The sequence below is a fragment of the Desulfuromonas versatilis genome (genome assembly GCF_019704135.1).
In the GTDB taxonomy this organism is placed as follows: domain Bacteria; phylum Desulfobacterota; class Desulfuromonadia; order Desulfuromonadales; family NIT-T3; genus Desulfuromonas_A; species Desulfuromonas_A versatilis.
Genome location: NZ_AP024355.1, coordinates 1903952 through 1916427, shown reverse-complemented (window position 1 = coordinate 1916427; position 12476 = coordinate 1903952). Strand labels below are relative to the sequence as shown.

General features: G+C 61.7%; 11 protein-coding genes and 1 other RNA gene. 3 read left to right on the top strand and 9 right to left on the bottom strand.

Annotated elements, in window-relative coordinates; genetic code table 11:
- Positions 1-50: 50 nt before the first annotated feature.
- From DESUT3_RS08425 to DESUT3_RS08405, 5 genes are all read right to left on the bottom strand, one after another.
- A complete protein-coding gene (locus tag DESUT3_RS08425; RefSeq protein ID WP_221252038.1) occupies positions 51-851 on the bottom strand; it encodes a radical SAM protein in 801 nt (266 codons plus the stop codon).
- Between the two features lie 95 nt (positions 852-946).
- Positions 947-1678 (bottom strand): TorF family putative porin, encoded by a 732-nt coding sequence (locus DESUT3_RS08420; RefSeq protein WP_221252037.1) that lies wholly within the window; start codon positions 1676-1678, stop codon positions 947-949.
- A 101-nt stretch (positions 1679-1779) separates the two neighbouring features.
- Entirely contained in the window at positions 1780-3162 is a 1383-nt protein-coding gene (gene amt, locus DESUT3_RS08415) for an ammonium transporter (protein ID WP_221252036.1), read from the bottom strand.
- A 38-nt stretch (positions 3163-3200) separates the two neighbouring features.
- Entirely contained in the window at positions 3201-3539 is a 339-nt protein-coding gene (locus tag DESUT3_RS08410; protein ID WP_221252035.1) for a P-II family nitrogen regulator, read from the bottom strand.
- Between the two features lie 322 nt (positions 3540-3861).
- Positions 3862-5436 carry an ATP-binding protein gene (locus DESUT3_RS08405; protein WP_221252034.1) on the bottom strand — a complete coding sequence of 525 codons (1575 nt, stop codon included), beginning with the start codon at positions 5434-5436 and terminating at the stop codon, positions 3862-3864.
- A gap of 451 nt (positions 5437-5887) precedes the next feature.
- Between DESUT3_RS08405 and ssrS the strand changes: the two genes are divergently transcribed.
- Positions 5888-6068: non-coding RNA, 6S RNA (gene ssrS / locus DESUT3_RS08400), on the top strand.
- A gap of 108 nt (positions 6069-6176) precedes the next feature.
- Here the strand turns inward: ssrS and DESUT3_RS08395 are convergent.
- Together DESUT3_RS08395 and DESUT3_RS08390 are read right to left on the bottom strand one after the other, a co-directional pair.
- A complete protein-coding gene (locus tag DESUT3_RS08395) occupies positions 6177-6389 on the bottom strand; it encodes a hypothetical protein (RefSeq protein ID WP_221252033.1) in 213 nt (70 codons plus the stop codon).
- 26 nt (positions 6390-6415) lie between these two features.
- A complete protein-coding gene (locus tag DESUT3_RS08390; protein WP_221252032.1) occupies positions 6416-6622 on the bottom strand; it encodes a hypothetical protein in 207 nt (68 codons plus the stop codon).
- 154 nt (positions 6623-6776) lie between these two features.
- Between DESUT3_RS08390 and DESUT3_RS08385 the strand changes: the two genes are divergently transcribed.
- Positions 6777-7952: a TraB/GumN family protein gene (locus tag DESUT3_RS08385; protein WP_221252031.1), complete on the top strand. Its 1176-nt coding sequence runs from the start codon at positions 6777-6779 to the stop codon at positions 7950-7952.
- Between the two features lie 37 nt (positions 7953-7989).
- Here DESUT3_RS08385 and DESUT3_RS08380 read toward each other — a convergent pair whose 3' ends face one another.
- Both DESUT3_RS08380 and DESUT3_RS08375 read right to left on the bottom strand, forming a co-directional pair.
- Positions 7990-9801 (bottom strand): L,D-transpeptidase family protein, encoded by a 1812-nt coding sequence (locus DESUT3_RS08380; RefSeq protein WP_221252030.1) that lies wholly within the window; start codon positions 9799-9801, stop codon positions 7990-7992.
- A gap of 83 nt (positions 9802-9884) precedes the next feature.
- Positions 9885-11474, bottom strand: a complete 1590-nt coding sequence (locus tag DESUT3_RS08375) for an aldehyde dehydrogenase (NADP(+)) (protein ID WP_221252029.1) — start codon at positions 11472-11474, stop codon at positions 9885-9887.
- A gap of 186 nt (positions 11475-11660) precedes the next feature.
- Here DESUT3_RS08375 and DESUT3_RS08370 point away from each other — a divergent pair, with 186 nt between their 5' ends.
- Positions 11661-12470: a rhomboid family intramembrane serine protease gene (locus tag DESUT3_RS08370; RefSeq protein WP_225911657.1), complete on the top strand. Its 810-nt coding sequence runs from the start codon at positions 11661-11663 to the stop codon at positions 12468-12470.
- Positions 12471-12476: the final 6 nt, after the last annotated feature.

The window sequence follows — 12476 nt, the reverse complement described above, 5'->3', positions numbered from 1 at the left end:
GGAAAGGGATGCGAACAGGGTTGAAGAATAGCACAGCAAAGGCGGCTTTGCTACGGCCGAGCCCCCCTGCGCAGCAGGAGCGTCCCGCAACCCCCTTCGAGGCGAACCCGCCAGGGGTTGGGTCGCCTCACGTTGATCCCCTGCCCCGCCAGCCTGGCGTGAATTTCGGCCACCGCCTCGTCCGGCGGACTGGCGAAAGGGCTGGCCGGCACAGGATTGCAGGTCAGCAGATGCAGGGTCAGCTCGGGAAAGGTTCTCAGGCGCTCTGCCAGGGTCTGCAGTTCGGCGGAGCCATCGTTGACCCCGGCGAGCAGCAGGAAATTCACCCCGAGCTTGCGCCGGCGGCGTCTGGAGAGCAGGGGCCAATGCCGCTCCAGCACCGCCCAGAGCTCCTCGAAATCCGCCCCATGCGGCACCAGCCGGCGATGGAGGGCCGAACTGCCGGCATGCAGGGAAAGCATCAGTCCGTTGTGGGGAAGATGCAGAAACTCCTCGAGCCGCGCCAGAGGATGGCCGGTGGTGGTCAGGGAGACGGGAAGCCCCTCGGTAGCCGAAAGGGTGATGAAGCGGGCGACCGCTGCGGGATTGTGCAGCGGTTCGCCGATGCCAGAGAGAGTGATGCGCCGGGGGCGGTGCCCCCTTCGCCCGGCCTCGTCCACCTGCAACTGCATCTCCTCGACGCTCAGGTTGCGCAGCAATCCCGATTTGCCGGAGGCGCAGAATGGACACCCCACGGCGCAGCCGGCCTGGCTGGAGATGCACAGGGTGCCGCTGCCGTAATAGACCGACTCGACCTCATGACCGTCCGCGAGGCGCACGGGAAACTTGTCATTCCGAAAAGGCTCCGCCAAACCGTCAAACTCCTGAAAAAAATAGGGCCGCCGTCCCATTGTAGGGGATGGCGGCCCGTTTGTCGACAGGAGGCAAAACCTGGCGGCTATTGTACTTAGAAGGTCAGGGTCACGGTGATCCCGCCGAGGGTTTCACTGTCGATCAGCGCCTTCGATTCGTCGCTGATCCCCGAGGAGTACAGGAAGGAGGGGCTGATGCTGATCTGGTCAGTCACCGCGAGGTCGCCACCGATGCTCAGTTCATAGTTGTGAAAGTCGTCGAAGTTGGCAACAGCGTAGTCGCTGGACTGGTTGTAGCTGACCAGGGCGCCTAGGTTCAGGGTGAACGCCTCACAGGTCTTGATCGAATGACCAACGGCAAAGGTGAAGTACAGGCCGTCCGCCTCAGCCTGGTCGTAGTCCCAGTAAGCGGTAACGGTGGGCGAGAGCAGGGTGTTCAGCCCGACTCCCAGGTAAAGCTCGTTGGTGTCGGCGGTGATCGCGGCCACATCCTTATCGCCACTGAGGTTGTAGTAGATGTTGCCGACGCTCAGCGAAACCAGATCGGTGACGTCGAAGGAATAGTCCACGGTGATGTCGGTCTCGGAAAGCTCGCCGTCATCCAGTTGGATGTTGCTCCAGTAGCTCAGGGTCAGCCCCTTGAAGCTGACATCCATCCCGGGCTGAAGAACGTGCTTGCTGCTGCTTAGGTCGAACCCTCGCCAAAGGTATTTGTCGTAATAGCCGGCGTAAACATCTCCCTCCACCTCAACGGCCGCCGTCGAGGTGGTGACAAGGCAGGCGGTGCTCATCAATACAGTGGCCAATACAATCAGCAGCTTCTTCATACTCCCTAGATCTCCTTGCGTGAGGTTTAAGTTGCCTGGTGGAATCGCTGATTCCACCAGGCGGGTCATTGAAATTGCATCTACGGTGCTGCTCAGGCTGATCAGGACTGCTTTACGGGACGGGCCGCGGTGGCGGCCGCGGCGGCACCGGGCACGCCGGGGAGCACACCCGAGCCGCCGATGTTGATCCGCTGGAAATCGGGGTAGGCTTCCATGCCGATTTCGGAGACGTCGAGGCCGCGGAACTCATCCTCTTCGCTGCAGCGGATGCCGACGGTGAACTTGAGGACCAGCCAGGCAACGCTGGAGGCGATGACGACGAAGGCCCCAGTAGCGGCCACCCCGATGAACTGGGTCAGGAAGCTGGCGTCCGCGTTGGTGAAAGGCACGGCCAGGGTACCCCAGATGCCGCAGACCAAGTGGACGGAGAGAGCGCCGACCACGTCGTCGATCTTGAGCTTGTCGAAGAAGGGAACGGCCAGGACCACCAGGACACCGCCCACCGCGCCGATCAGGGTAGCAGCCCCCAGGGAGGGGGTGTCGGGACCGGCAGTGATGCTGACCAGGCCGGCCAGGGCGCCGTTGAGTGCCATGGTGACGTCGACTTTCTTGTACAGAACCTGGACCAGAGCCATGGCGGCGATCATCCCGCCGGCGGCGGCCATGTTGGTGTTGACCATGACGTTCGACATGGCGATGGCGTCCCCGGCGCTGCCGAGGGCGAGAACCGAACCGCCGTTAAATCCGTACCAGCCCATCCACAGGATGAAGGTGCCCAGGGTGGCCAGGGGGATGTTGGAACCGGGCATCGGGTTGACGCGCCCGTCTTTGCCGTACTTGCCTTTGCGGGCGCCGAGGATGATGGCGCCGGTCAGTGCGGCCCAGCCGCCCACCGAGTGAACGATGGTGGAACCGGCGAAGTCGACGAAACCCATCTCGGAGAGCCAGCCGCCGCCCCAGCCCCAGGAACCCTGGATCGGGTAAATAACGCCGGTCAGGATCACGCAGAAGGCCATGAAGGACCACAGCTTGATGCGTTCGGCGACGCAGCCGGAAACCACCGAACAGGCGGCGCCACAGAACACCATCTGAAAGAACCAGTCGGAGGCGGCGGCATAGCCGGCCGAGTAGTCGCCGGCGGCGGCGGCCGCATCGTCGGCCCCCCAGAGACCGAAGGAGCCGATAAACCCGCCGTCAACCCCGGAATACATGAGATTGTAGCCGATCAGGTAGTAAAGGATACCGGCGACGCCGAACAGGGCGATATTCTTCAGACAGATGGTGGCGACGTTCTTGGAGCGGACCAGGCCCGACTCGAGCATGCCGAAACCGGCGGCCATCCACATGACCAGAATGCCCATCACCAGGAACGAAAAGGTGTTCAGGATGTAGGTCATCTCCGAGACCGGGGCGTCCTCCGCCAAGGCCAGCGTGGGGACAGCCAGCAGCAATCCGGCCGCGATGAGGGAAATTTTCTTTTTCATGGGAATACCTCCTTATGAGTTACGCGTTGGGACCGTTATTAGAGAGAGTCTTCTCCGGTTTCACCGGTGCGGATCCGCACCGACTGGTCGACCGAGGTGACAAAGATCTTGCCGTCGCCGATGCGCCCGGTGCAGGCTTCTTTCTGGACCACCGCGACGATCTCCGCAACCTGGTCGGCGGATACCACCAGGTCGATTTTTACCTTGGGGATGAAATCGATCTGGTATTCCGCTCCCCGGTACAGTTCGGTGTGCCCTTTCTGACGGCCGAACCCGCGGACCTCGCTGACGGTCATCCCGGTGATGCCCATTTCCGAGAGGGCGTTTTTCACATCATCGAGCTTGAATGGTTTGATGATGCATTCGATTTTCTTCATAATTCCCTTGCTCCTTTCCAGAGATATAATAAAAAAAAAGGCGCCCCTCTCCCGTCTCGCGGAAGAAAGGGCGCCCTTGCCCGGTTCACGACTATCAGAGAGGAACCTCGTTGTCCCTCGGGTCGGTATGTTTGTTGCCAAGTACCCGAAAGCCCCCCGGAAAATCAGTTCAGGGAGATTGCCCGGTTACTGGCAATGAAACTTAGCACATTGCGTGCCAAATGGATCTTACTAGTGTTTTCCTAACCTTGATCAAACTAATCCGAGGGACATGCTGCTTTTTTAAGCACCCCATCTCCCCCCATGACCGTTCTGCAGGCACTCACCCGGTAGGGAGCACGATCCTGAAAGTGGTGCCTTCCCCAGGCACCGAATCGATGGCGATCCGTCCCTCGTGCTCCAGGATGATATTGCGGCAGATGTACAATCCCAGCCCCGTCCCCTCCGCTTCGCTCTTGGTGGAAAAGAAGGGGTCGAAAATATGCTCGAGAACATCCTCCGGGATACCCGTGCCGTTGTCCTTGATGGACACCTCCACTTCCTGTCCGTTGATGCAAAGGGACGACACCTTGAGGATGCCCCCCCCTTTCATGGCGTGGGTGGCGTTCATAACCAGGTTGATGAACACCTGCTTCAACTTGTTGGGATCAGCCTGAATATCGGGCAAATCGCCATAGCATTCGACCAGCTGAATCGAATTTTTATTTAGCTCGTAACGCAGTAGCCGCAGCACGTCCTTGAGCACTTCGTTGAGTTCCGTTTCCCGCTTGCGGGTCTCTTTTGCCCTGGAGAAGGACAGCAGACTGCCGGTCAGGGTCTTGAGCCTTTCCACCTCGCTCTCGATACGCTCGGCCAGCTCTTTTTGAAACGGCGGCATTTGCTCTTCACGCAGCAGCAGTTGGGCAGCGTAGGAGATGACCGCGAGGGGGTTGTTGACCTCGTGGGCAATTCCGGCCGAAAGGCGCCCAACCTCGGCCAGCTTTTCCGACTGGATGGTCTGGTCCATGAGGGTCTTGAACTCGGTGATGTCCTCGACGATGACCACTGCGCCGGTGGTCGTTTCGCCATCCTTGAGCGGCGCGATGCGCCGTTTCTGAAAACGCAGCTCTCCCCTGAGGTTGCGGTGGGCAAGCCTGAGTTTTTCAGGTTCCCCGCGTTCCAGGACCCGGAGCAGACGCTCGTCGAATCCTTCCTCGACCAGAACCGGGAACAGCTCCAGCAGATCCTTGCCCAGAACCTGATCTTCGCCGACGCCGCTCATCTCTTCCATCTTGCGGTTCCAGGAGGTCACCTGGAGCTGGGCATCCACGGTATAGATACCCAGGTTGGCGCTTTTCAGGATGCGGCTGTTGAACTGGCTGAGCTCCTGGAATCGGCTGGATACCGCCCGCAGATTCTGGTACAGGCGGGCATTCTCAATGGCGATCGCCGCCTGCCCGGCCATGGTCATCAACGGCGCGATGTCCTCGGCAACAAAGGCATGGGGCCTGGGACTCTCGACATTGAAGACCCCTATCACCCGGTCCCTGGCGACAAGAGGCACGGCGAGTTCGCTGCGCGCCCCCTGGATACCCGGCACATAATCGGGGCTCTGCGCGAGGTCGACAACCAAGATGGGCTGCCCGGTCTGAGCCACCTTCCCCATGATCCCCTGGCCGACCACGATCCTCTTGTCCACCGCCTCCTCGGTATACCCATAGGACGCAGCGGGCAGAAGCCTGGCAGAGTTCTCGTCGACAAGGCGGATGATCGCATTCTCGAAACAGAACACCTCCCGGGATATCTGCAGAATCCGGTTGAGAAGCTCTTCGAGATCGATGGTTGAAGCAAGCTGCTGCCCGATGTCGACCAGAGCCTTGATAATCCTATCCGATTGGCCGATGCCGCGATCCTTCATTTCCCATCCCCTTGCGGACTTGAACCCTGTCTGTTAAGGCACAAGCCATGCCAGCCGGAAAAAGTCTGTCAACTCAAGGTTTTCGTTCAAAACCAGGATAATTTTTGCCCATCTTTTAACAGGCCTTGCCTATTATTTTCGCACCAAGCCATGGTCGCCCGCTTGCATCGCCCTTGAATCCTGGTAAATTTCCCAAACGAACATGAGTCGTTTCAAATTTCAAACCGGAGGATCACTGATGGACCAAGTGCGTTGTGCCTGTTGTGGAGAGAAATCAAAGAAGCACAAAATGATCCGGCGCCGACTCAACGGCCGGGACTCCTATTGCTGTTCGCTGCCCTGCGAAGTACGTTGGGAAAAGGTCAAGCTCATCGGTATCTGCGGTTGAGCGGGTATCCGAAATTTCCCCTTGTAACCCCTTTGGGATTTTCATATACTGGCTGCAAATGTTGTCTCTCTGCCCTGCAGGTGCGGTCAGAACGCCCTAGCGGAATAATTGTATAATCGGGATTTCTTCAGAGGCGTTGTGAGCCAGCCCACCCCGAGTGGGACGCCTGATACGCCTACAAGAGATCCCACCTCATTGGGACTCGCTTGGAGGCCCCATGACCCACGGCAGGCGTGGAGAGACTCACCCTGAAAGGCGTCTTGTCAAAGGCGCCTTTTTTTGTCTGCCGGCACAAAAAAACCCGGTACGATCATAGCGATCGTTACCGGGCCATTTCTGGAAAGGCGCAAGATCAACGCCAGGGGAATTCTTCCTTGGTTCTGCTCAGTTCGTTGCACTCATGAAAATCCCAGCAGCGGTTTTTCCCTTCGCTGGTTTTCACCACGACGTGATCCATCGAGCAGTTAAGAACACGCCCTTCTTCGGAACTGGGCGAATGGGCAACAAACGCGTCCCGCCCCTCTTCCGCTTCCGAGCAGATAAATCTGAAACGTTCCTTTTTCATAATGCCCCCTTTCCGTGGAGGCGACGTCAAGCCTCGCCCTTGACTTCTTCAACATCTTCAGGCGACCAGCTCGTCACCTCGCTGCCGACTTTCACCAGGAACGCATCCGGCCGGTCGACCCCGGTGCACTGGATAACCATTCCCACTTCTCCGGTTTTCATGTTGCGCAACCGCGCCGGCATGTCCTTGTGTTCGGTTCGCTGACAGGCGTCCCAATATTCTCGATGTTCCATATCCGCTCCTCCTTTTCCAACCGTTCCTGGGGAAATTATAACATAGCGACCCGTCCGGCGCCCCCCGGGAGGACAAAAGACCTACTCTCCGGAAGTCGGGTTATGCTAAGATGCCTTCCTGCAAGTCAACCCCAAGAAAGAAGTGATCCATTCAATGAGCGAACAGGCTACTTCCGATATTCAGCGCATTACCGTCGGCCAGAAGGAAATCATCCTGGTGGGCACGGCACACATTTCCCAGGCTTCGGTCGACACGGTTCTCAGCACCATCGAAGAGGAAGCCCCCGATACGGTCTGTGTCGAACTGGACCAGCAGCGCTACGACGCCCTCAAGAACAAAAACCGCTGGGAATCCCTCAACCTGATCCAGGTCATCCGCCAGGGGCAGGCACCGTTTCTGCTGGCCAACCTGGCCTTGGCCGCCTTTCAGAAGCGGATGGGGCTGAGCACCGGGGTAAAGCCGGGAGCCGAGTTGGCCGCGGCGGCCGATGCGGCCCAGGAGCGGGGAATCCAGGTGGAGCTGGTGGACCGCAATATTCGCACCACGTTGTTGCGGGCCTGGCGAAAGACCGGGTTCTGGAAGAAAATGCAGCTGGTCTCCACCTTGGTGGCCAGCATGTTCGAGTCCCATGAGCTGGACGAAGCCGAACTGGCCCGTCTCCGCCAGAGCGACACCCTCTCGGCCATGCTGGAAGAAATGGGCCAGATGCTCCCCTCGGTGAAGACCATCCTGGTGGACGAGCGCGACCTGTACATGGCCCACCACATCCGCAACGCTCCAGGCGAAAAGATCGTCGCGGTGGTCGGTGCGGCCCACCTCCCCGGAATTCTCCGGCTGATCACCGAGCCCACCGACCCGCGGACCATCGCCGAGATCTCCACGGTGCCACCCAAGTCCGTCGCCTCCAAGATCGTGCCCTGGATCGTTCCCGCGGTGGTCATCGCCCTGTTCATCATCGGCTTTTTCATGGGCGACCGCGACCGGATCGCCGGGGCCGCCATGGCCTGGATCCTCGCCAACGGACTGCTGGCCGCGCTGGGGACGATCGTGGCATTTGGCCATCCACTGACCGTGGTCGCCGCCTTTGTCGGCGCGCCCATTACCTCTCTGAACCCGACCATCGGGGCCGGCTTCGTCACCGGCCTGGTGCAGGCCTTTATCGCCGCGCCGACGGTGCGCGACATGGAAAACATGGGAGAGGACATGGCCAACCTGCGAGGCTGGTGGAAAAACCGCATGACCCGTGTTCTGCTAGTGTTCATGTTCTCTTCGCTGGGCTCGGCGATCGGCACCATCGTCGCTTTCCGCTGGCTCAAAGACCTGCTCTGACTCCCGTTGCAAGTCCCTTCCGCCCCGGCGGAAGGGATCAGCCGCCCGCCCTTTCCGCCAAGGTCTCCCCCGCGGGGCCGGCTGCAGTGCCGCCTTCAAACAAAGCCAGCTCCAGGTCCAGGTCCCGGTGATAGAGGTCCTCGCGGAAGTTCAAAACGCCGGCCTCGTCCACCCAGGCGGTCCAGTAAAGAATATGCACCGGCAGCGGCCGCTGCAGTTCCACCCTGGAAGGACGGCTGCCGCGCATCTTGGCGATCAGCGCTTCACAATCCCAGCCATCGTTCTCCAGCAGGTATTGGGCCAGATCCAGAGGGCGTTCGATGCGGATGCAGCCCGAGCTGAAGGAGCGGACGTTACGATTGAACAGGTGGCGATCCGGGGTGTCGTGCAGATAGACCGCATAGCGGTTGGGAAACATGAACTTCACCCGCCCCAGTGGGTTCCAGGGCCCCGGCCGCATGCGCAGGACTCCGGGAAATCTATCCGCGCGCACGGTTCGCCAGTTGATTTCCCCCGGATCGATGGTCCGCTCGGCGGCGGCGCCCCAGGGAACGATTTCGTAATTGTGCCTGCGCAGCCAGTCGGGATTGGAGCGAATGAGCGGCAGCTTGTCCTCGCGCAGGATGGTCGGCGGCACTATCCAATAGGGAGCGAACTCGAGATAGGTCATGTGCGCCGAGAAGACCGGCGTTTTCCGATAGCCGGTGCCCACCACCACGGGCATGGTCAGCACCGTGCTGCCCTGCTCAACCACCCGCAGTCTGAAGTCCGCGGCATTGACCATGAGATAGCGGCTGCCGAGGCTTTTCGGCAACCAGCGCCAACGCTCCAGGTTCAGCTCGACCTGCCGGATCCGCTCCTCGACGGACACGTTGAGTTCGGTCAGAGTCTTCGGCCCCAGCACCCCGTCGGGTGAAAGCCCGTGGCGCCGCTGAAACCGCCGCATGGCCGCAATCGTCGCGGAATCGTAGCGGGTGCTGGCCACATCGACCAGCCGAGAGCCAGGGTTGATCAAGCCCGCTCGGCCTTCTACCTGGCGGGGGTAATCCCCCGCTTCCTCCCCATATTTCCCGCCACTCCAGTCGATGGGCGGCACCAGGTCGCCCTCGGCCCACAACCTCTGCCGCAGCAGGGGCAGGCGGGGATCGCTGCCCCCCGGGCGCAGCAGAGGCCCGGCCGGTATGGTTGCCCACCCGCCCAGGGCCGAAATTCTCCGCAACCCCTTCAAAGCGCTCTTCAGGCGCTGATAGCCAGGATGAGGCGGGACCAGGTCGGCGAGAACCGTTTCCAGCCGCTCGCTGTCCACGGCGTAGCGCAACAGCTTCGCCAGATCGGCCTTGCGGGGACTGGCCCTCCAGGCGTCATGAACCTCGGCGGGGTCGACCCTGCCCTGAATCAGGTGCGAGGCATAGCGGAAAAGCCCGTCGCTGAGCAGAATTTCGAACTGGGCCAGCCAGGCCGGGTCAGGCTCCAGGCCGTAGCGCCGGTAATCCTCGAACAGGCGCAGCAGATCCTCCAGGTAGCCAAGGTGATAATCCTCCGGGCACAGACCTTCCCCGGCCGCCCCGCGGAGGATATCGACCAGGGCAACCGCGGCTTGCTTTTCCCGCCCTTCGGCCACCCAGACCGGCTGAAAACTGCGCTCCGCATAGAACTCGCCCAGTTCCGCCTGCAGCATTAGAGCCGCGTCGCCCAATGCCATGACCGGGATCTGCGAAGCGCCGCCCAGCTCCTTCTCGAGGTTATGGCGAATCCGCGCGTCTAGGTCCTGGGCACAAACGTCCCCTGCCCATAAAAGCCCTATCGCCAGGGGGAAAATGAGGGCATGTCTCAGGTAGCTTCTCAACATCTCAACTCCCTTCGGCAAGCGCCGGGTCCGCGGAGCGCGCCGGCCTGCCTGCAGACGGAGGATCCTGCCTCCGCCGTGACGCCTCATGCGTCTTCCCGGGTCCGGACCCCGTCGAGCAGCCGCCAGATTCCCCGGGAGTTCCGGTCCCGGAGCTCCTCGGGGAGCAGCGGCTGGGCAAAGTTCTGGTAACAGACCGGACGCAGGAACCTGCGAATGGCCGCCGAGCCGACGGAGGTTGAGCGGCCATCGGTGGTCGCCGGATAGGGCCCGCCGTGGGCCATCGAATCACAGACTTCCACTCCGGTGGGAAACCCGTTAAGCAGGATCCGCCCGGCCTTGCGCTCGAGCAGAAACAGCAGCTCCCGGTAATCCGCCAACTCCCCGTCGGTTCCATGCACGGTAGCGGTCAGCTGTCCGACGAGGGCGCGGGCCGCACCCAGCAGTTCGTCCCGGTCGGCGCAGGCGACGATGATCGAGGCCGGACCGAACAATTCTTCCCCCAGAAGCGGTTCCGCGAGCAGCCGGTGCGCCTCGGTTTTTAGCAGCAGCGGCGAGACCCGGCAGCCCGGATGGCTCTGCAGGTGCACCGGCACGACGGGTTCGACGCCGGGGATCCGCAGAAGCGCCGCAAGCCGTTGCTGATAGTTGTCCTTGAGCGCCGGGCCGAGCATGGGCCCCGGTCCTTTTGGGGCCATACAGGCAGCGGCCTCCTGGACAAAGCCATCCAATCCCGGGCCCTGCATGGCGAAAACCAGTCCGGGATTGGTGCAGAATTGGCCGACCCCCAGGGTCACCGATTCGACCAGGTCGCGGGCGATCTGGGCGCCTCTTTCCCGCAGCGCCCCGGGCAGGATGAACACCGGGTTGGTGCTGCCCATTTCAGCAAAGACCGGGATCGGCTCCGGACGGGATGCGGCCAGGTCGAACAGGGCCCGCCCCCCCTTCAACGACCCGGTAAAGGCCACCGCCTTGACCAGCGGGTGGCGCACCAGAGCCTCCCCCACCTCATACCCGCGCCCCTGGACCAGGGAGAAAACCCCTGCGGGGACCCCGCAGCGGGAGGCCGCCCGGCGGATGGCCCGCCCCACCAGTTCCGAGGTGCCCGGATGCCCGGGGTGCCCCTTGACCACCACGGGACAGCCGGCGGCCAGGGCCGAGGCCGTATCGCCGCCCGCCACCGAAAACGCCAGGGGAAAGTTGCCGGCCCCGAACACCGCCACCGGCCCCAGGGGCACCTGCATCATCCGCAGGTCCGGCTTGGGCGCCGGACTCCTCCCGGGCTGGGCACGATCAATACGCGCATCCACCCAGGACCCCTCCCTGACCATTCGGGCAAAAAGCAGCAGCTGGTTGCAGGTGCGTCCCCGTTCCGCCTCGATGCGCCCCACGGGAAGGGCGGTCTCCGCACAGGCCCTTCGCACGAGGACATCCCCCAAGGCCATGATCTGATTGGCAATATCCTCGATAAAGCCCCCCCGCTGCTGCGGTCCCATGGCCCGCAGCCGATCGAAATCGCCTTCGGCGAGCCGCACGGCCCGATCGACGTCGGTGCCGGTACCCTCGAAAAATGCGGGTTCCAGGGGAATATCGTTCTGCGGATCCGTGGCCCGGAAGGTCTGTTCCCCGGCGTGATCATCCTGCGAACCGATGAGCTGCAGGCCGGAAAGTTTCATTGTTTCTCCTGGACAGGGTTAAGCCGGCCGTGGCCGAAAAACTCATGAAAAAATTCGCTGTCCTCCAGTATAACCTGCGCTCCCCCTGCCGCAACAACCTTCGTTTTCGGCGTTCTGAGTCTTGCCTAACCGGTCCATTTCTGCGATAGTGGCCGCAACCTGTTGCTATTCCAAGGAGATCTGCTTTTGGACTGGAAACGCCTTTTCGATGGACTCGGCATGAACGGGACCCGCTGGCAGTGGCGGATTATGCGCTGGGAGCGCAACCTCAAGGCCATGTTCAAGGGAGAGAAAGTCCCCGGCTCGGGAGCAGTCTCGCTCACCCCGATCCTGATCGGCATCAACCTCGTCCTGTTCCTGCTGATGACCCTGCACGGGCTGGCCCTCGGCGGGGGCATGCGGGCCATGCTCAACCCTCCCACCCAGTTGCTGCTGTTCTGGGGCGGCCAGTTCTGGCCCCTGGTCATCGAACATCAGCAGTGGTGGCGCTGCCTCACCTACGCCTTTACCCACGGCGGACTGATGCACATCGCCTTCAACATGGTGGTACTCTACCAGGTCGGCCCACTCATCGAAGCCGAGATCGGCAAGCGGCGCTTTATCGTCCTCTACACCCTCACCGCCCTGACGGCTACCGGACTCGGCTACCTCTGGCACCCGATGACCCCCGTGGTCGGTGCCTCGGGATCGCTGTTCGGCCTCATCGGCTTTGCGGTGGCCTATTATCACCGCATGGGTCCCGCCGGGCTGGAAATCCGCAATTTCATGTTCCGCTGGGCCGTGTTCGCCTTTATCTTCGGCCTGGTGGTCGGCGCCGACAATGCCGGTCACCTGGGCGGCGCCCTGGGTGGCGCGGCGTTCGGGCTGGTTCTGCCCCTGGGAGTGCGCGGCCAGCGTGCCTCGGCCGGGCTGTTCAATGTCCTGGCCCTCTTCTCGGCGGCCGGCATCGCAATCAGCTTGGCGTTGCTCGGCTATTCCATTCTCACCGGCATTTAGGAGTAC

Coding starts and splice junctions, on each gene's coding strand:
- DESUT3_RS08410 (WP_221252035.1), bottom strand. CDS start 3,539: ATGAAGAAAATCGAATGCATCATCAAACCATTCAAGCTCGATGATGTG.
- DESUT3_RS08385 (WP_221252031.1), top strand. CDS start 6,777: ATGAGCGAACAGGCTACTTCCGATATTCAGCGCATTACCGTCGGCCAG.
- amt (WP_221252036.1), bottom strand. CDS start 3,162: ATGAAAAAGAAAATTTCCCTCATCGCGGCCGGATTGCTGCTGGCTGTC.
- DESUT3_RS08395 (WP_221252033.1), bottom strand. CDS start 6,389: ATGAAAAAGGAACGTTTCAGATTTATCTGCTCGGAAGCGGAAGAGGGG.
- DESUT3_RS08420 (WP_221252037.1), bottom strand. CDS start 1,678: ATGAAGAAGCTGCTGATTGTATTGGCCACTGTATTGATGAGCACCGCC.
- DESUT3_RS08390 (WP_221252032.1), bottom strand. CDS start 6,622: ATGGAACATCGAGAATATTGGGACGCCTGTCAGCGAACCGAACACAAG.
- DESUT3_RS08380 (WP_221252030.1), bottom strand. CDS start 9,801: ATGTTGAGAAGCTACCTGAGACATGCCCTCATTTTCCCCCTGGCGATA.
- DESUT3_RS08405 (WP_221252034.1), bottom strand. CDS start 5,436: ATGAAGGATCGCGGCATCGGCCAATCGGATAGGATTATCAAGGCTCTG.
- DESUT3_RS08375 (WP_221252029.1), bottom strand. CDS start 11,474: ATGAAACTTTCCGGCCTGCAGCTCATCGGTTCGCAGGATGATCACGCC.